The sequence below is a fragment of the Pseudomonas sp. UBA4194 genome, from assembly GCF_002379585.1.
Classification (GTDB): domain Bacteria; phylum Pseudomonadota; class Gammaproteobacteria; order Pseudomonadales; family Pseudomonadaceae; genus Aquipseudomonas.
Genome location: NZ_DFUE01000050.1, coordinates 42,145 through 61,007 on the forward strand (window position 1 = coordinate 42,145; position 18,863 = coordinate 61,007).

An 18,863-nucleotide genomic window follows, 5' to 3' on the forward strand; every position below is an offset into this window, starting at 1 on the left:
TTCGCGGCTGTACGCCGCTCCTACAACATTTCGCGGTCATTCGTAGGAGCGGCGTGCAGCCGCGAAGGGGCCATCACTGCCAGCACAACGCTATACTGCCCCCCGCACACCCCGGAGCGACCATGGACATCAAACAACTCAAATTCCTCATCGCCCTCGACGAGACCCGTCATTTCGGCCAAGCCGCCGCTCGCTGCCATATCACTCAGCCGACCCTGTCGATGCGCCTGCGCAACCTGGAGGAAGAACTCGAACTGCCTCTGGTCAACCGCGGACAGCGCTTCGAGGGTTTCACTGCCCCAGGCGAGCGGGTACTGGCCTGGGCGCGCACGGTGCTTGCCGCTTACGATGGCCTGCAAGCCGAGGCTGCTGCCTGTCGCGGGCACCTGGTGGGCACCCTGCGTCTGGGGGTGGTGCCGCTGTCCAGTTTCGATCCAGTGCCGCTGCTGCACAAACTCCACGCCCAGCATCCCAACCTGCGCTTCGAGCTTAGTTCGCTCAGCTCCGAACAGATCCTCGATCAACTGGCCAGCAACCGTATCGACCTGGGCGTGTCGTTCCTCGACCGCCTGGACGCCGAACGCTTCGACTCCCTGCCCTTGAGCGAAACCCGCATGGGCCTGCTGTTCGACCAGCGCCACTACGACTTCGGCGAGCAGCCGCTGAGCTGGGAACGTCTGACCGAACTGCCGTTGGGCATGCTCACCAGCGGCATGCATTTTCGCCAGTCGATCGACCATAACTTCCACAGCCGCGGCCTCTATCCCCAGCCGTTGCTGCAGACCGATGCCGTGCATCAGCTGTTGCAAGCGGTACACGGCGGGTTGTGTTGCGCGGTCATGCCCCTGGCCGGCGGCCTCGAAGGGCTGACCGAGCACCTGCGCCTGCAGCCTATCGCCGATGCGCATACCCTGGCACCGCTGGGGCTGATCATGCGCCGCAGCGCGCCACGCTCGGCATTGGCCGAAGCATGTTTCGCCCTGTACAACAACGCATGATCGATGCGGTCTATCGTCGCATCGGTAATAGCAATTAGACGCTAGGCAATCCCGCGCCTAGGCTTAAGGCTGGATTCCCTGCCGGTCTCTTGCCATGAATGCGAAGCACCCGGCTTGCGTGGTGCCCGCTTCAGCCCCGGTCGCAACCCAGGCCAGCCAGACCTACAGCTACTGCAACCTGTCTCTCGCCGAACCGGGCGATACGCCGCTGGCCGAAGAAGTCGCACTGGCCATTGCCTACAACGGCATCAGCCAGGCGGTGATGCTGGTCACCCCTACCGATCTGGAAGACTTCGTGGTCGGTTTCAGCATCGGCAGCGGCATCGTGGCCGGCGCCGACGAAATCTACGACATCAAACTCAGCGGTAGCGGCTCGGCCCAGCAGGCCGAGGTGCAGATCGCCAATCGCGCGTTCTGGGCCCTGAAGACCCAGCGTCGGCAACTGGCCGGCACCAGCGGCTGCGGCCTGTGTGGCGTGGAAGCGGTGGAGCAGGCCTTGCCCGATCTGAAGGTGCTGCCCGGCGCGCCCCTGCCCCCAGCGGCCTGGCTTGATGGCCTGCGCCAGCGCATCGGTGTGTTCCAGCCCCTGGGTCAGCGCAGCGGCGCGGTGCACGCGGCGTTGTTCATGAACCACCAGGGCGAGTTGCTGCTGGGCCGCGAAGACATCGGTCGGCACAACGCCCTGGATAAAGTCATCGGCGCGCTGGTGCGCCAGGGCATCGACAGCCAGGGCGGGCTGGCCGTGGTCACCAGCCGCTGCAGCCTGGAACTCATTCAGAAAGTCCTGCGTGCCGGCATCCAGACCCTGGTCAGCCTGTCTGCGCCCACCGGGCTGGCCCTGCAATGGGCCCGCCGCCATAACCTGAACCTCATTCACCTGCCGCAGCACAGCGCGCCGCGGGTCTATAGCCCTGCGTTGGAGAATCAAGCGTGAGCAATCATAACCAAGCCGACAAGACCCCTACCCCGCGCTACAAGCCCTACAAAGGGGCTGCCGGCGGCTGGGGCGCATTGATCAGCGTGACGCAGGCCTGGCTAACCAGCGACAACGCCCTGAAGAACATTCGCACCATGCTCAAGACCAATCAGAACGGCGGTTTCGACTGCCCGGGTTGCGCCTGGGGCGATTCGCCGGAAAGCGGCATGGTGAAATTCTGCGAGAACGGCGCCAAGGCGGTGAACTGGGAAGCCACCAAGCGCCGCGTGGACGCCGGGTTTTTCGCCAAGCACAGCGTCACGTCATTGCTGGAGCAGAGCGACTATTGGCTGGAGTATCAGGGTCGCCTGACCGAGCCGATGGTCTACGACGCGAGCACCGACCGCTACAAGCCGATCGGCTGGGACGATGCCTTCAGCCTGATCGCCAAGCATCTGCTCAATCTGCAGACGCCCGACCAGGCCGAGTTCTATACCTCGGGCCGCGCCAGCAACGAGGCGGCCTACCTGTATCAGCTGTTCGTGCGGGCCTACGGCACCAACAACTTCCCTGACTGCTCGAACATGTGCCACGAAGCCAGCGGCGTGGCGCTGTCCCAGAGTGTCGGTGTGGGCAAGGGTACGGTGACCTTCGACGACTTCGAGCACGCCGATGCCATTTTCGTCTGGGGCCAGAACCCCGGCACCAACCATCCGCGCATGCTCGAACCGCTGCGCGAAGCGGTGCAGCGTGGCGCCCAGGTGGTGTGCATCAACCCACTCAAGGAGCGCGGGCTGGAACGTTTCCAGCACCCGCAGCACCCGATCGAGATGCTCACCAACGGCGACCGTCCGACCAACACCGCCTACTTCCGCCCGGCCCTGGGCGGCGACATGGCGCTGATGCGCGGCATGGCCAAATTCCTGCTGCAGTGGGAGCGCGAAGCACAGGCCAACAATGCACCGTCGGTGTTCGACCACGACTTCCTCAATGAGCACACTACCACCGTGCTCGACTACCTGGCGGCGATCGATGACACCCCATGGGAGCATATCGTCGAGCAGTCGGGCCTGCCGCTGAGCGATATCGAGCAAGCCGCACGCATGTACCTCAAGGGCAAGAACGTCATCATGTGCTGGGCGATGGGTATCACCCAGCACCGCCACTCAGTGCCGACCATCCAGGAAATCGCCAACCTGATGCTGCTGCGCGGCAACATTGGCCGGCCGGGCGCCGGGTTGTGCCCGGTGCGCGGCCACAGCAACGTGCAGGGCGACCGCACCATGGGCATCAACGAGCGTCCACCGGCGTTCCTGCTCGATGCGCTGGAAAAACGCTTCGGCTTCACCGTACCGCGCAACCATGGTCACAACGTGGTGGAAGCCATCCACGCCATGGCCGAAGGTCGCGCCAAGGTATTCATCGGCCTGGGCGGCAACTTTGCCCAGGCGACACCCGACAGCCCGCGTACTGCGCAAGCACTGCGCAACTGCGACCTGACGGTGCAGATCAGCACCAAGCTCAACCGCAGCCACCTGATGCACGGCAAGGAGGCACTGATTCTGCCGTGCCTGGGTCGGACCGACATCGACCTACAAAGCGAGGGTCCGCAGGCGGTCACCGTGGAAGACTCGTTCAGCATGGTGCACGCCTCCAACGGCCAGTTGCAGCCATTGTCCAACCAGATGCGCTCGGAGCCCGCGATCATTGCCGGCATTGCTGCGGCGACCCTGGGCGCGCAACCGGTGGACTGGAACTGGCTGATCGGCGACTACGACCGTATTCGTTCGCTGATTGCCGACACCATTCCCGGCTTCAAGGACTTCAACGAACGCTTGCAGCACCCTGGCGGCTTCTACCTGGGCAGCAGCGCTGGCTCGCGGCGCTGGAACACGCCAAGCGGACGCGCCAACTTCAAGCCAAACCGCCTGCCGCTGGACCTGGTGGACGAGCGCGTGCGCGCCACGGGCCAGGTACCGGATCTGATCATGCAGTCGATGCGTTCCCACGATCAGTACAACACCACGATCTACGGCCTGGATGACCGCTACCGCGGTGTACGCGGGCAGCGTGACGTGTTGTTTGCCAACGAGGCCGACATCATTCGCCTGGGCTTCCGCCCGGGGCAGAAGGCTGATCTGGTGTCGATCTGGAGCGATGGGCGCGAACGTCGAGTGACCGGCTTTACCCTCCTCGCGTTTGATATTCCGGCGGGGCAGGCGGCGGCCTATTATCCGGAGGTCAATCCGCTGGTACCGCTGGAGAGCGTGGGGGATGGCAGCAGCACGCCGACTTCCAAGTTCGTGGCGATCCGCTTGGAGCAACCGAGCCCGACAGCGCGTATTGCGTAACGGCAGGACGCGGTTACACCTGTAGCAGCGGCGTAAGCCGCGTCCCTTTCAACCTAGTCCACCCGAAGAAAGTCGACCGACTTTTCTGATCAAAGTTTCAGAGTGAAAACAGTAAGTTATCGAATTGTGTACAAGTCGTGCTTTTCGATACATGCCGCTTGCCCCCTCTTGTTGCCCGCTGCAAAGTCGGCGCCGTCATCCCTATGAGGCGTCATCGATGAAACTTCCCTCGATTCTTTTGTTGTCCCTTGGCCTGATCAGCGGCGTGGCGTCGGCTGGCGGCACTACCGAAGCAGGTGTAGGCGGCGCACTGGGTGGGGTACTAGGTTCGGTTGTCGGCCAGCAATTGGGCGGCAGCACCGGCTCGGCCATTGGCGCCGGTCTGGGTGGCGCAGCGGGCAGTGCCGTGGGCGCCGACAAACGCAGCCGCGGTGAAGCGGCCATCGGTGGCGCCCTGGGCGCGGCGGGCGGTAACGTGGTGGGCCGTGGTGTGGCCGGCAATACCGGCAGCCTGATCGGCGCGGCGGCCGGCGGTGGTGCCGGTGGTGCACTGGGCAACTATATGGGCAACGCCGCTGATCGCGATGATCGCGACGACCGGCGCTACCGTGGCCACGACAACCGCGGCAAGTGGAAACACCGCGATCGCGGCCGCCATGTCGGCCATCGCAACAAGCATTGGCGTGATCGTTGAGTCAGTGATACCGCAGCGCGCCCATCGCGGGTAGAACCCGCTCCCACAGAGGTCCGCGCACGCCTTCTAGGGAGTCAAAACCTGCTCCCACAAAGGTTCGCGAACGTTTGCCAGGGAGTCAAAACCTGCTCCCACAGAGGTTCGCGAACGTCTGCCAGGGAGTCAAAACCCTCTCCCACAGAGGTTCGCGGGCGTCTGCCAGGGAGTCAAACCCTGCTCCCACAGAGTTTCGCAAATGCTTTCCTGTGGGAGCGGGTTCTACCCGCGATGAGGCCCTCGAAGCCTCTACCCCTTCCCCGTCAAACCAGACGTTCCAGCGCCCCCCGCAACCCATCCGGAATCGCCACCGGCTGATTCGTCGCCCTGTCCACGAACACATGCACGAATCTCCCCGCCGCGCAGGCTTCCTCCTCCCCCGCTCGAAACACCGCCAACTCATACTGCACCGAACTGCTGCCCAGCTTGCCGACGCGCAACCCCACCTCCAACCGATCCGGAAAGGCCACGGAAGCGAAATAATCGCACGCCGAACTCACCACGAACCCCACCACTGCCCCGCCATGGATATCCAACCCACCCTGCTCGATCAGGTAGGTATTCACGGCGGTATCGAAATAGCTGTAGTAGGTCACGTTGTTCACGTGTCCATACACATCGTTGTCATGCCAGCGCGTAAGGATCGGCTGGAAATAACGGTAATCAGCACGAACAGTCATCAACAAACCCTCAAACGTAGCACCGGCGTGAGCCGGGTCCGCACCAACGCGGTCGGCCTGGGAGGCGCGGTGCTGGAAAGGCGGTACAGGGTAAGCGGCGTAGGGAAGCGCCTTACACCGACGCACAAAAAACCGCCTGTGAGGGCGGTTTTTTGTGCATCGGCGAAGACTTACAGTTGCGGGCCCGCAGCCTTGATCGCGTCGCTCACTTCGAACTTCTTGAAGTTCTCGATGAACAGCCCGGCCAGGCCTTTGGCAGCCTCGTCGTAGGCCGCTGGATCTGCCCAGGTGGTACGAGGGTTGAGCAAGCCGGTATCGATGCCTGGAACGGCCTTAGGCACGTCCAGATTGATGATGTCCAGGTGCTCGGTCTTGGTGCCGATCAGGGCGCCGCTCTGGATCGCTGCAATCACGCCACGGGTGGTGGGGATGTTGAAGCGCTTGCCCACGCCGTAGCCACCGCCGGTCCAGCCGGTGTTGACCAGGTAGACCTTGGAGCCGAAACCGCGGATACGCTTGATCAGCAGTTCGGCGTATTCGCCGGCCGGGCGCGGGAAGAACGGTGCGCCGAAGCAGGTGGAGAAGGTCGACTTGATGCCGCTGCCCGAACCCATTTCAGTGGAGCCCACCAGCGCGGTGTAACCCGACAGGAAGTGATAGGCCGCCTGCTCTTCGCTGAGGATCGACACGGGCGGCAGTACGCCGGTGAGGTCGCAGGTCAGGAAGATCACGGCGTTGGGCTCGCCACCGAGGTTTTTCGGTGCGCGCTTTTCGATCAGCTCGCGCGGGTACGCGGCGCGGCTGTTCTGGGTCAGGCTGTCGTCGGCGTAGTCGGCCTTCTTGTTGGCGTCCAGCACGACGTTTTCCAGCACGGCGCCGTGCTGGATGGCTTTCCAGATGACCGGCTCGTTCTTCTCCGACAGGTCGATGCACTTGGCATAGCAGCCGCCTTCGATGTTGAACACCACGCCTTCGCCCCAGCCGTGCTCGTCGTCACCGATCAGGTAACGGCTTTCGTCGGCCGACAGGGTGGTCTTGCCAGTGCCCGACAGGCCGAAGAACAGGGTCACATCGCCCTCTTCGCCCATGTTGGCAGCGCAGTGCATCGGCAGCACGTCGGCAGCCGGCAGCAGGAAGTTCTGCACCGAGAACATGGCTTTCTTCATTTCACCGGCGTAACGCATGCCGGCGATCAGCACCTTGCGGGCGGCGAAGTTGATGATCACGGTGCCGTCGGAGTTGGTGCCGTCACGCTCTGGCACACACTCGAACTCAGCCACGTTGAGCACTTGCCACTCAGGCTTGTCGCCAGCGTTGTACTGCTCGGGGTTGATGAACAGGCAGCGGCCGAACAGGTTCTGCCAGGCCGTCTGGGTGGTCATCTTGACCGGCAGGTAGTGCGCTGGATCAGAGCCTACATGCACGTGGGAAACGAACCGCTCGCGCTCGCCGATATAGGCTTCGACACGATCCCACAGGGCGTCGAACTTGTCGGCCGGGAACTTGCGGTTGATCGGGCCCCAGGCAATGGCGTCCTGGGTGGTGGGCTCTTCAACGATAAAACGGTCGACTGGCGAACGACCGGTACGGTGACCGGTGCGTACGACCAGAGCGCCGGTATCGGCAAGCTCGCCTTCACCGCGGTTCAAGGCTTCTTTAACCAGATCGTCAACGGACAGATCGGTGTACACGGCGTTTTTGGCTTGCGTCATGAGGTTCCCCGTCGGCCCGTGGCCGAGTGCTCCAAACGTTTTGTAGTAAGTTTACAACAACCACTACAGCTAAAAAGTGGGCCGGATTATGCCAGAAACGCCCGAAAAGAGTAGGGTCCTCTTGTCGATAACGGCGTTATCCCGGCGTCCAATTGTTAATTTAGCGAGACTGAATCTATTTAGTGACGGGTATCTGACGGTGCGTCGACCCCTGCCCCACTGAATAGTTGATCGACGTCGGTGGCGTCAAACAAATATCGCTGGTTGCAGAACTGGCAGTCGATCTCGACCGTACCGCCATGTTCCTTGAGCAACTCGCGCGCATCGTCGTGCCCAAGACTGACCAACGCCCGCGCCGAGCGTTCCCGCGAACAGCTGCAGCGGAACAGGATCGGCTGAACGTCGAACAGGCGCACGGCCTGTTCGTGGTACAGCCGATACAGTACGGTTTCGTTGTCCAGGCCCAGCAGTTCTTCTGCCTTCAGGGTATCGGCCAGGGCGGTAGCGTTCTTCCAGCTTTCGGCGCGGTCATCCTCGTCCTTGATCACGGCAGCCGGCAACTGCTGCAACAGCAGCCCACGGGCGCGGGTGCCATCGGCCTTGAGCCAGAAGCGGGTGCCGAGTTGCTCGGACAGAGCGAAATAGTTGGAGAAGCTTTCCGAAAGGTCGGCCCCTTGCAGATCGACGATACCTTGATAGCGCTGGCCTACCGTCGGGTCGATGGTCATGGCCAGGGTGCCGCTGGGCATCAGTTCGGGCAGGCCATCGGTGTCGTTGATCTGGTCGCCATGGAAGCGCGCCAAACCACGGATTTCACGCTCGCTGGAGCACTCGATCATCAACAGGGGCACCGGGCCCTCGGAGCGCGCCTGCAAAATCAGCAGGCCGTCGAACTTGAGGGTGCCGACCAGCAGCGCGGCGGCTGCCATGAACTCACCCAACAACAGTTGCACAGGCAGCGGATAGTCGTGTTTAGCCAGCACTTCGGCATAACTGCGCTCCAAAGCTACCGCCTCACCGCGTAGATCGGCGTCGTCGAAAATGAAACGTTGGGTGAAATCGGCTTCAGGTAGATCGTGCATAAGTCCAGTATCTGAGAATAGTGACAAAATGTGTAGAGGGTCTTATAAGAACCCGCTTTAGAGCGTCCGTTTGGTCGCTCACTGCCCTGTAGATGTCGAGGTATCGTATGAACAACGCCCCTTTGTTGCCACCCCGGTGGAACATTCGCGGCCTGCTGCTGTGCAATTCAATCGCGCTCGCGCTGCTGTGTTTCTGGTTATGGCCTATTGGCCATGACTTGTGTACAGCAGTCGACGAATGGCTGTTCCGCCTGCTCAATGCCCCCTTGGCCAACGTCGCCGCCTGGCGCTACGTGTGGACGCTGGGTAGCCTGCGCCCGTTCGATATCGTGGTCGGGCTGATCATGCTGGCCCTGCTGATTCGTGGCGACTGGGTGTTCAAGGCCGCGCAGGTGCGCCAGGCCTTTTTCGGCTTCATTGCCGTGCTGTTGCTCTTAGTGGTGGTTCGCGCGCTGTTTTCCAAGTGGATACATGCAATGGGCTGGGATCACGACAGCCCGAGCATGGTGCTGGCCGACCCGGTATTGCTCAGCGACTGGTACCCGCAGCTCGAGAAGCATTGGGAACTCAAGGACCGTTCCAGCCAGAGTTTCCCCGGCGACCATGCGTCGGTGCTCTTGATCTGGGCGTTGTTCATGTCCGTGTGCAGCCAGCGCTTGAGCCAGCGCCTGGTGATCTGGGGGCTGGCCCTGGTGTTCATGATGCCACGGCTGGTGGCCGGCGCCCACTGGGGCCAGGATGACTATATCGGCGGCGTGCTGATGGCCCTGCTGGCGCTGGGCTGGGGGTATTACACACCCTTCGCCGGACGCGCTTCGGCGTGGCTGGTGAAGGTCACCGCGCCGCTGTTCCGGGTAATGCAGCGGGTGCCGGGGGTAGGACAATTGAGTATCGTCCGCGGGTGATGGGTTGGCCGTGCTGGCCTCATCGCGGGTAGAACCCGCTCCTACACAGAATCCGTGCCGACCTGATGATCTGTGCCATCACAGACCAGAGGGGGTGTGTGCTGGCCTGATGTTCTGTGCCATCACAGACCCCAGAGGGGGTGGGTGCTGGCCTGATGTTCTGTGCCATCACAGACCCAGAGGGGATGGGTGGTGGCCTGATGTTCTGTGCCATACGCAACCCCTGTGGGAGCGGGCTCTGCCCGCGATGGGGCCGGCGCTGACACGCCATCACTCTCCCGACCGAAAACTGAACAGCTGCCGCCGCTGCTTCTTGGACGGCTTGCCGTCAGTGGTCACACCCAGCGCGCCCGACTTGCGCATCGCCGCCGCCTCTTCGCGCTTGGCCAGGCTCTGCTCGGTTTCGCGGTACAGCGTCTGTGCCTCCGGCGCGCCACGGCGGACGATCGACAAGGCCTGGACCACCACGGTGCGCTCGTCGAAGCCCATGCGAATCTGGAACTCGTCGCCCACCCGCGGCTCCTTGCCCGGCTTGCAACGCTCGCCCCGGCAGTGCACCTTGCCGCTTTCGATGGCCTCCTTGGCCAGCGCACGCGTCTTGTAGAAACGCGCGGCCCATAGCCATTTGTCCAGCCGAACCTTCTCTTCCTCTTGTTCTTCCTGCTTGCGTGCCACGTGTTTACCTCGCTCAAGACCGTCACGGAACTGTACTACCGTGCCTGTCGGATGCAAGTAGGAGCCTTTGCGTTTACAGTGCACGGACGCTGGCGATGCCGGGCTATGCTGGGTTGAATTCATCCCCGCGACGCCGGTCTGAAGCTTGCGTGTCACGGTTTGCTCCTACCCTGTATTGCGGTTGCCCGATTTGAAGACATTTGACCATCTGACCGTTATCGGCCTGCGCGAGTGGGTGGCCCTTCCCGACCTGGGCGTGGCCGGCCTGCGGGCCAAGATCGATACCGGCGCCAGCACCTCCAGCCTGCACGCCACGGACATCGAACCGTTCACCCGCAACGGCGAACGCTGGGTACGTTTCACCGCCCACCTCGGTACCGTGGTACAGCTGCGTCACCGGCGCTGCGAAGCACCGCTGGTGGCCATGAAGACCATCAAGAGCTCCAACGGCCATGCCCAGGCCCGCTATGTGATCAAGACCACGCTGGCCTTGGGCGACCGGGTGTGGACTGTCGAGTTCACCCTGGCCTGCCGCAAGTCCATGCGTTACCGCCTGCTGCTCGGTTCCAAGGCACTGGTGCACGGCCAATTGGTCGTCAACCCGGGTGTCACCTACGTTCAAGACAAGCCGGTGTTCCCGGCCTCTACTACCTCTGCCACAGGTGTTGCATGAAGATCGCTGTGCTGTCGCGTAATCCGCGTCTGTATTCCACTCGTCGTCTGGTCGAAGCCGGTACTGCCCGTGGCCATGAAATGGTGGTGATCGACACGCTGCGCGCGTATATGAACATCGCCAGCCACAAGCCCCAGATTCACTACCGGGGCAAGCCGTTGCAGGGCTATGACGCCGTGATCCCGCGGATCGGCGCTTCGGTGACCTTCTATGGCTGCGCGGTATTGCGCCAGTTCGAGATGATGGACGTGTTCCCGCTCAACGAATCGGTGGCCATCGCACGCTCCAGGGACAAACTGCGCTCGCTGCAGTTGTTGTCGCGCCGGGGCATCGGGCTGCCGGTCACCGGCTTTGCCCATTCCCCCGACGATATCCCGGACTTGATCAGCATGGTCAATGGCGCACCCCTGGTGATCAAGGTGCTGGAGGGCACTCAGGGAATCGGCGTGGTCCTGTGCGAAACCACCCAGGCAGCCGAGTCGGTGATCGAAGCCTTCATGGGCCTGAAGCAGAACATCATGGTCCAGGAGTACATCAAGGAGGCCGGCGGCGCGGATATTCGCTGCTTCGTGGTGGGCGACAAGGTGATTGCGTCGATGAAGCGCCAGGCCAAGCCTGGGGAGTTTCGCTCCAACCTTCACCGCGGTGGCAGCGCCAGCCTGATCAAGATCACCCCCGAGGAGCGGGTAACCGCCATTCGTGCAGCCAAGGTGATGGGCCTGAGCGTGGCGGGCGTCGACATTCTGCGCTCCAATCATGGGCCGCTGGTGATGGAGGTGAATTCCTCGCCAGGGCTGGAAGGGATCGAGGTGACCACGGGCAAGGACGTGGCCGGGATGATCATCGAGCACATCGAGAAGAACAGCGGGCCGAACATGACGCGGACCAAGGGCAAAGGCTAGAGCGCTGATTGTCGTGCTGCCTGGGCGGGCCCCATCGCGGGTAGAACCCGCTCCCACACGGGATCTCGGGTGGGGCCTGCTAGGGCCAAGCCTGCCTACACGGCATCCCGGGGCAGCATCAGTCCCAATGGCAACCGCACCCTGGCCTCCAGGCCACCGCCGGATCGGTTGCGCAACTCCACATTGCCGCCGTGCATGGCGGCAATGCGCTTGACGATCGCCAACCCCAGCCCGGTGCCCTTGCCACTGCGCGCACGATCACCACGGATAAACGGATCGAAAATCCCCGCCAGCTCCGCCGGATCGATGCCTGCACCACGGTCCAGTACGCTAAGCACCACATAAGGCGCGCTGTTGTCGCCGGATACATAGGCGGCGACCTCCACGCCATCGCCCGCATGGTGCAAGGCGTTGCCAATCAGGTTGTTCATCAACCGCTTCATGGACACCTTGCGCAACGGGAACGGCGGTATCGGCTCCAGACACAGGCGCACCTGCTCTTCACCCTGGTTGTACGGCGCAACCACTTCCTGCACCAGCGCGGCCAGGTCGACCACCTCCACCGTTTCGTCGCGACCGTCGCGAATGAACGCCAGGAACTGGTCGAGAATGGCGTCCATGTCTTCGATGTCGCGCACCATGTCGGGGGTGAATTCGTTGTCCGAGGTCATCAATTCCAGCGACAAGCGCAAGCGCGTCAGCGGCGTGCGCAGGTCGTGGGACACCCCGGCCAGCATCAACTCCCGCTCGCGTCCGGCCTGCTCGACGTCTTCGGCCATCTGGTTGAACGCCCGATAGACCTCGGTCATCTCGCTGGGCGTATCACTGACCGGCAACCGCACACTGCTGCCCTGCCCCAACTGCCGCGCCGCAAATACCAGGCGCTTGAGCGGCTGGTTCAACTGACGCACGAAGATCCACGCCGAGGCGGTCGAGAGCAGACCGATGGCCAGGAACCAGCCCAGCACGCTCCAGATTTTCTGCCCCCGCAGCGGGTGCGGATACAGCGGCACCTTCAGCCAGCCCGCGCCCAAGCTGGGCGCCCGCACCCACAAGGCCGGGGGTGCATGGACGCGCAAGCGCACTTCGGTGTCCTCACCCAGCTCCGCCTGCATCTGGCGCTGGTAGATCTCGCTGTACGGCCAATGCTGTTCACCCTCGGGTACGCCGCCGCCGACCACGCGGATCAACCCGGCGGCATCGGCAATCTGATCACGGTTGTTCTCGTCGGCGGCCCAGTAGGCGCGCAGGGTCAGGGCCACACCGTGGCTGTACTGGCGGTCCACCAGCACGTCCTCGTTCATGAGCAGGTAGACCAGGGTCAGCGCCTTGGAGAAGAGCACGACCACCAGCACCAGCCAGAGGGTGCGAGCGAAGAAGCTTTGCGGGAACCAGACGGGGGTTTTCATTGCACAACAGCCACATACTTTGCAGGAACGAGCTCGGCTCGCAAACATTGCGGATGACGAACATCCCGAATCAACCAGTGATCCAGGACCTCGCTCCTACAAACCATCGCCCGGGCGCGATTACTTGGCGGCGTTGCCGTCCGGCACGAATACGTAGCCCACACCCCAGACCGTCTGAATATAACGTGGCTTGGAGGGATCGGGTTCGATCATCCGGCGCAGGCGCGAGATCTGCACGTCGATGGAGCGCTCCAGGGCATCCCACTCGCGACCGCGAGCCAGGTTCATCAACTTGTCGCGGGTCAGCGGCTGACGGGCATTCATCACCAACGCCTTGAGCACGGCGAATTCACCGGTGGTGAGCATGTGCACTTCGTCGCCACGCTTGAGCTCGCGGGTCGCCAGGGACAGCTCGTAGTCACCAAAGCTGACCGATTCGTCCTCGCTACCCGGCGCACCGGGCACCGGTGCCGATTGACGACGCAGCACGGCCTTGACCCGCGCCATGAGTTCGTCGGGGTTGAAGGGCTTGGCCAGGTAATCGTCGGCGCCCAGTTCCAGACCCTTGATGCGGCTCAGCTCGTCGCCCTTGGCGGTGAGCATGATGATCGGCACCTGGTTGTTGCCGGCGCGCAGACGGCGGCAGGCGGACAGGCCGTCTTCGCCGGGGAGCATGAGGTCCAGCACCACCAGGTTGAACACCTCGCGGGCCAGCAGGCGATCCATTTGCTCGACGTTGGGCACGGCTCGCGCACGATAGCCTTTGCTGGTAAAGAAACGCTCCAGCAGGCTGCTCAATCCTGGGTCATCGTCAACGATGAGGATCTTTTCACCTTCGGCTGCTTGTGCAGTACTGCTCATGGGTTGCTCCTTTGATCTCGGCGCGCATTATGGCGTAGCTGCCACCGCTCGTGCCGTGTGCATTGTTAGCAGATTTTTCCTGGCCCGCCAGCTTCGGCGATTCGACGGCTGGCCTGCGCGGTTCGCGCCAGCGCGCAATGGCTGGGTATAATGCGCCGCTTTTAGTCAGGCAACGCCTGCTGAAGATTGTTCGCTGGCCTCCCGCCATATTCTCCAGGGCCGGGAAAAGCCCCCGGGCAGCCGGGCTTTGCACTTATAAATTTGTCAGGTGGTTCTTATGGACAGCATCAACAGCCGCATCGCCGAGGAACTCGGCGTACGCCCTCAACAGGTCGAAGCGGCCGTGGCACTCCTGGATGAAGGTTCGACCGTGCCTTTCATCGCCCGTTATCGCAAAGAAGTCACCGGCAGCCTGGACGATACCCAGCTGCGCCACCTGGAAGAGCGCCTGCGCTACCTGCGTGAACTGGACGAGCGCCGTGCCAGCATTCTGGCCAGCATCGAGGAACAGGGCAAGCTCACCCCTGAACTGGCCCGCGACATCAAGCTGGCGGACACCAAGACCCGCCTCGAAGACCTGTACCTGCCGTACAAGCAGAAGCGTCGCACCAAAGGCCAGATCGCGTTGGAAGCCGGCCTGGGCGAACTGGCCGATGGCCTGTTCAACGACCCGCTCCTGACCCCGGAAACCGAGGCCGCGCGCTTCGTCGATGGCGACAAGGGCGTGGCCGACGTCAAGGCCGCCCTGGAAGGCGCCAAGTACATCCTCATGGAGCGCTTCGCCGAAGACGCCAAGCTGCTCGACAAGCTGCGCAGCTTCCTCAAACAGGAAGCCACGCTCAGCGCCCGGGTCATCGCCGGCAAGGAAGAGGAAGGCGCCAAGTTCCGCGACTACTTCGAGCACGACGAAGCCCTCAAGAGCATGCCCTCGCACCGCGCCCTGGCCATCTTCCGCGGCCGCAACGAAGGCATTCTCAGCTCGGCCCTGAAGGTCGGCGAAGAACTGCCAGGTACCTTGCACCCGTGCGAGATGATGATCGGCGAGCATTTCGCCGTTAAGAACCAGAACCGCGCGGCCGACAAGTGGCTGGGCGAAGTGGTGCGCTGGACCTGGAAGGTCAAGCTCTACAGCCATCTGGAAACCGACCTGCTGGGCGAGCTGCGCGACGCTGCCGAAACCGAAGCGATCAACGTGTTTGCCCACAACCTGCATGACCTGCTGCTGGCCGCGCCGGCAGGCCCTCGGGCCACCCTGGGCCTGGACCCGGGCCTGCGCACCGGTTGCAAGGTCGCGGTGGTCGACGCCACTGGCAAGCTGCTCGACCACGCCACCGTGTACCCGCACGTGCCGCACAACAAATGGGACCAGACCCTGGCCGTGCTGGCCGCCCTGTGCGCCAAGCACGCGGTGGATCTGATTGCCATCGGCAACGGCACCGCCAGCCGGGAAACAGACAAGCTGGCCGCCGAACTGATCAAGAAATACCCAGGCCTGAAAATGACCAAGGTCATGGTTTCCGAAGCCGGCGCGTCGGTGTATTCGGCCTCGGAGCTGGCCGCCAGGGAGTTCCCGGATCTGGACGTTTCGATCCGTGGCGCGGTGTCCATTGCCCGCCGCCTGCAGGACCCGCTGGCGGAACTGGTGAAGATCGACCCTAAATCCATCGGTGTCGGCCAGTACCAGCACGACGTGTCCCAGCTCAAGCTGGCGCGCGGCCTGGACGCGGTGGTCGAAGACTGCGTGAACGCCGTGGGCGTGGACGTCAACACCGCCTCGGTGGCACTGCTGGCGCGCATCTCGGGCCTCAACGCCACGCTGGCGCAGAACATCGTCGCCCACCGTGACGAACACGGCGCCTTCAAGACTCGCGCGGCGTTGAAGAAAGTCCCGCGTCTGGGTGAGAAAACCTTCGAACAAGCCGCAGGCTTCCTGCGCGTGATGAACGGCGACAACCCGCTGGACGCTTCCGCAGTACACCCCGAGGCCTACCCGCTGGTGCAGCGCATCGCCGCAGGGACTGACCGTGACATCCGCTCGCTGATCGGCGACAGCGGCTTCATCAAACGGCTGGATCCGAAGAAATTCACCGACGAAACCTTCGGCCTGCCCACCGTCACCGACATTCTTCAGGAACTGGACAAGCCCGGGCGCGACCCTCGCCCTGAGTTCAAGACCGCCGAGTTCCAGGACGGTGTGGAAGACCTCAAGGACCTGCAGCCGGGCATGATTCTGGAAGGCGTGGTCACCAACGTCACCAACTTCGGCGCGTTCGTCGATATCGGCGTCCATCAGGATGGCCTGGTGCATATCTCCGCGCTGTCCGAGAAATTCATCAAGGACCCACGCGAAGCGGTCAAGGCGGGCGATGTGGTCAAGGTCAAGGTGATGGAAGTGGACATTCCGCGCAAACGCGTCGGCTTGTCGATGCGCATGGGTGATACCCCAGGCGAGAAAGTCGATGGTGCCCGTGGCAGCCGCCCAGGTTCGTCGCCGCGTCAGCAAAATGCTGCACCCCGCGCCAAGGAGCCTGCCGCCGCGCCCGCCAATAACGCCATGGCCTCGCTGTTTGCCAACGCCAAGCAGCTGAAGAAGCGCTGATGGACATCGCTGCCGAGCTGACCGAAAGCGCCTACTTCCGCAACCTGGGTTGCCAGGTGCGGCGTTTGGACGCGGGCGTGGCCGAAGTGGCCCTGCCGCTGGCGCCGCACCTGCGCAATCGCGCCGAGAAACTCCACGGCGGCGCGATCTTCAGCCTGGTCGACATCACCATGGGGCTGGCCTGTTCCACCTCCCATGGCTTCGACAATCGCAGCGTCACCCTGGAATGCAAGATCAATTACCTTCGCCCGGTGTCAGAAGGTGAAGTGGTCTGCATTGCCCGGGTGCTGCACGCCGGCCGTCGAACGCTGATGGTCGACGCCGAGGTGTTTCAGGGCAACAAACTGATGGCAAAAGCCCAGGGGACGTTCGTCGCTCTCTAGCTCCGATGGCGGTTCTGAGGTACTTTCGGCACAGCGTAGGCGGTGCCGGAAACAGCAGCCTTGACGCCGCCGGAGCAGCGGCCATGAACGAGGCCAGGCGACAACGCCGGTTCCTTTTTGTCTTCACCCTTGCAGACCGTCTGCTCCACCCCCATATCGGGGCGACTGACGCGTGAAGGAATCCAACTTGAGCGAATTTCTCAACCGCCGCCTGACTTTGCTCGGCGAGCCTGCCAACCTTTCCCTGCTCGCGCAGTGCCTGCACGGCATCGAGCGCGAGTGCCTGCGCGTCAACGCCGAGGGTCGTCTGGCGCAAACGCCGCACCCCGAAGCGCTGGGTTCGGCCTTGACCAACGAGCAGATCACCACCGACTACTCCGAGTCGCTGCTGGAGTTCATCACTCCGGCGTTGCAGGACCCGGCGCAAACGCTGCAGAGCCTGGAGCAGATTCACCGCTTCGCCTACAGCAAGTTGAGCGGCGAATACCTGTGGAGCCCTTCGATGCCGTGCCCGTTGCCGGCCGAGGAGGATATCCCGATTGCCTACTACGGCACGTCCAATATCGGCCGCCTCAAGTACGTCTATCGCCAGGGGTTGTCGCTGCGCTATGGCCGCACCATGCAGTGCATCGCCGGCATCCACTACAATTTCTCGTTGCCCGAGGCACTCTGGCCGCTGCTCAAAAGTGCCGAAGGCTATGTGGGCACCGACCGCGACTATCAGTCCTCCGCCTACCTGGCGCTGATCCGCAATTTCCGCCGCTACAGCTGGCTGCTCATGTACCTGTTCGGCGCCTCGCCGGCGCTGGACGCAGGCTTCCTGCGCGGCCGCGCGCACCAGCTGGAGCAGTTCGACGCCAATACCCTGTACCTGCCCTATGCCACCAGCCTGCGCATGAGCGACCTGGGTTACCAGAGCAACGCCCAGGCTGGGCTGACGCCTTGCTTCAACGACCTGACCAGCTACACCGACAGCCTGCGCAAGGCCGTGGCCACGCCCTACCCGCCGTATGCCGAAGTGGGCACGCACAAGGATGGCGAGTGGGTGCAGCTGAACACCAACATCCTGCAGATCGAAAACGAGTACTACTCCAACATCCGCCCCAAGCGTGTGACCTATACCGGCGAGCGGCCGATTCAGGCGCTGATGGCCCGTGGCGTGCAGTACGTGGAAGTGCGCTGCCTGGATATCAACCCGTTCCTGCCGACCGGCATCGACCTGACCGAGTCGCGCTTCATCGACGCTTTCCTGCTGTTCTGCGCCTTCGAGCAGAGCCCGCAGCTGGACAACCGGGAATGCGGCAATTGCAGCGACAACTTTCTGCGGGTGGTCAAGGAAGGCCGTCGTCCGGGCCTGGAGCTGCAGCGCAACGGCGAAGCGGTCGAGCTCAAGCAGTGGGCCGGCGATTTGCTCGAGCGTATCGGTAGCCTGGCCGCGCTGCTCGATCGCAGCATCGGTGGCGATGCCCATGCCCAGGCCATGGCTGCCCAGCGCGCCAAGGTCGAGGATGTCAGCCTGACGCCTTCGGCCCAGGTGCTGGCCAGCATGACCGAGAACAAGCAGGGTTTTGCCGAGTTCTCGTTCAGCCAGAGCCAGGCCCATGCCGAGTTCTTCCGCAGCCAGGCACTGACGGCTGAACAGCAGGCCAGTTTCGAAGAGCGGGCACGCACCTCGCTGGCCGAGCAGGCGGAGCTGGAGCGTGAGGAAGTGGGGGATTTCGATGTGTTCGTCGGGTCGTACCAGGCGAGCATCCTGGCGATCAGCAACTGATCAAGCCACCCACACACCCCCTGTAGGAGCGGCGTACAGCCGCGAACGAAGCGGCGCCAAAGCAGTGAGTACGCACCACCGCGAAGTCGCTCAATTCGACCAAAGCATCACGGTATTCGCTGCCTGGCAAGGTTCCGCGCTGGTAAATGGCCTTGGCCCCGCAATCACGGGCCAGTTGCGCGGTGTAGTCCAGCCGCCCAGAGCTGTCCACAGCGG

Annotated in this window: 16 protein-coding genes and 1 pseudogene; 10 read left to right on the plus strand and 7 right to left on the minus strand. The window is 63.1% G+C overall.

Going from position 1 to position 18,863, the window contains the following annotated elements:
• Positions 1 to 122: 122 nt before the first annotated feature.
• The 4 genes from B3397_RS13340 (at position 123) to B3397_RS13355 (ending at position 4,959) form a co-directional block, all read left to right on the plus strand.
• Positions 123 to 998: a LysR family transcriptional regulator gene (locus B3397_RS13340; protein ID WP_296250793.1), complete on the plus strand. Its 876-nt coding sequence runs from the start codon at positions 123 to 125 to the stop codon at positions 996 to 998.
• 94 nt (positions 999 to 1,092) lie between these two features.
• Positions 1,093 to 1,932, plus strand: a complete 840-nt coding sequence (fdhD, locus tag B3397_RS13345; protein ID WP_296250795.1) for a formate dehydrogenase accessory sulfurtransferase FdhD — start codon at positions 1,093 to 1,095, stop codon at positions 1,930 to 1,932.
• Complete coding sequence (locus tag B3397_RS13350) at positions 1,929 to 4,265, plus strand: FdhF/YdeP family oxidoreductase (RefSeq protein ID WP_296250797.1); 2,337 nt, start codon at positions 1,929 to 1,931, stop codon at positions 4,263 to 4,265. The genes fdhD and B3397_RS13350 overlap by 4 nt, the downstream gene beginning before the upstream one ends.
• 217 nt (positions 4,266 to 4,482) lie before the next feature.
• Positions 4,483 to 4,959, plus strand: a complete 477-nt coding sequence (locus B3397_RS13355; protein WP_296250798.1) for a hypothetical protein — start codon at positions 4,483 to 4,485, stop codon at positions 4,957 to 4,959.
• 299 nt (positions 4,960 to 5,258) lie between these two features.
• Here B3397_RS13355 and B3397_RS13360 read toward each other — a convergent pair whose 3' ends face one another.
• The 3 genes from B3397_RS13360 to hslO form a co-directional block, all read right to left on the minus strand.
• Positions 5,259 to 5,675, minus strand: a complete 417-nt coding sequence (locus B3397_RS13360; RefSeq protein ID WP_296250800.1) for an acyl-CoA thioesterase — start codon at positions 5,673 to 5,675, stop codon at positions 5,259 to 5,261.
• A gap of 170 nt (positions 5,676 to 5,845) precedes the next feature.
• Positions 5,846 to 7,387 (minus strand): phosphoenolpyruvate carboxykinase, encoded by a 1,542-nt coding sequence (locus B3397_RS13365; RefSeq protein WP_296250802.1) that lies wholly within the window; start codon positions 7,385 to 7,387, stop codon positions 5,846 to 5,848.
• Positions 7,388 to 7,566: 179 nt separating this feature from the next.
• Entirely contained in the window at positions 7,567 to 8,469 is a 903-nt protein-coding gene (gene hslO, locus B3397_RS13370) for an Hsp33 family molecular chaperone HslO (RefSeq protein ID WP_296250803.1), read from the minus strand.
• Positions 8,470 to 8,576: 107 nt separating this feature from the next.
• Here hslO and B3397_RS13375 point away from each other — a divergent pair, with 107 nt between their 5' ends.
• Positions 8,577 to 9,374, plus strand: a complete 798-nt coding sequence (locus B3397_RS13375; protein WP_296250806.1) for a phosphatase PAP2 family protein — start codon at positions 8,577 to 8,579, stop codon at positions 9,372 to 9,374.
• Between the two features lie 270 nt (positions 9,375 to 9,644).
• Here B3397_RS13375 and B3397_RS13380 read toward each other — a convergent pair whose 3' ends face one another.
• On the minus strand, positions 9,645 to 10,049 hold the full coding sequence (locus B3397_RS13380; protein WP_296250808.1) for an RNA-binding S4 domain-containing protein: 405 nt from the start codon (positions 10,047 to 10,049) through the stop codon (positions 9,645 to 9,647).
• A 223-nt stretch (positions 10,050 to 10,272) separates the two neighbouring features.
• Between B3397_RS13380 and B3397_RS13385 the strand changes: the two genes are divergently transcribed.
• Both B3397_RS13385 and rimK read left to right on the plus strand, forming a co-directional pair.
• On the plus strand, positions 10,273 to 10,722 hold the full coding sequence (locus B3397_RS13385) for an ATP-dependent zinc protease (RefSeq protein WP_296250827.1): 450 nt from the start codon (positions 10,273 to 10,275) through the stop codon (positions 10,720 to 10,722).
• Complete coding sequence (rimK, locus tag B3397_RS13390) at positions 10,719 to 11,624, plus strand: 30S ribosomal protein S6--L-glutamate ligase (RefSeq protein WP_296250810.1); 906 nt, start codon at positions 10,719 to 10,721, stop codon at positions 11,622 to 11,624. The genes B3397_RS13385 and rimK overlap by 4 nt, the downstream gene beginning before the upstream one ends.
• Positions 11,625 to 11,719: 95 nt before the next feature.
• On the opposite strand, the gene B3397_RS13395 is transcribed toward rimK, so the two are convergent.
• Together B3397_RS13395 and ompR are read right to left on the minus strand one after the other, a co-directional pair.
• On the minus strand, positions 11,720 to 13,033 hold the full coding sequence (locus tag B3397_RS13395; RefSeq protein ID WP_296250812.1) for an ATP-binding protein: 1,314 nt from the start codon (positions 13,031 to 13,033) through the stop codon (positions 11,720 to 11,722).
• Positions 13,034 to 13,153: 120 nt separating this feature from the next.
• Positions 13,154 to 13,894, minus strand: coding sequence for a two-component system response regulator OmpR (gene ompR, locus B3397_RS13400; RefSeq protein WP_296250813.1), 741 nt, complete (start codon positions 13,892 to 13,894; stop codon positions 13,154 to 13,156).
• A gap of 277 nt (positions 13,895 to 14,171) precedes the next feature.
• Between ompR and B3397_RS13405 the strand changes: the two genes are divergently transcribed.
• The 3 genes from B3397_RS13405 (at position 14,172) to gshA (ending at position 18,647) form a co-directional block, all read left to right on the plus strand.
• Positions 14,172 to 16,493, plus strand: a complete 2,322-nt coding sequence (locus B3397_RS13405; protein ID WP_296250814.1) for a Tex family protein — start codon at positions 14,172 to 14,174, stop codon at positions 16,491 to 16,493.
• Positions 16,493 to 16,876 carry a PaaI family thioesterase gene (locus B3397_RS13410; protein ID WP_296250819.1) on the plus strand — a complete coding sequence of 128 codons (384 nt, stop codon included), beginning with the start codon at positions 16,493 to 16,495 and terminating at the stop codon, positions 16,874 to 16,876. The genes B3397_RS13405 and B3397_RS13410 overlap by 1 nt, the downstream gene beginning before the upstream one ends.
• 187 nt (positions 16,877 to 17,063) lie before the next feature.
• The gene (gshA, locus tag B3397_RS13415) at positions 17,064 to 18,647 is read left to right on the plus strand and encodes a glutamate--cysteine ligase (RefSeq protein ID WP_296250822.1); all 1,584 of its coding nucleotides are present in this window, start codon (positions 17,064 to 17,066) and stop codon (positions 18,645 to 18,647) included.
• A gap of 64 nt (positions 18,648 to 18,711) precedes the next feature.
• Here the strand turns inward: gshA and B3397_RS13420 are convergent.
• Positions 18,712 to 18,863: pseudogene (locus B3397_RS13420) on the minus strand (octaprenyl-diphosphate synthase); the annotation flags it as partial.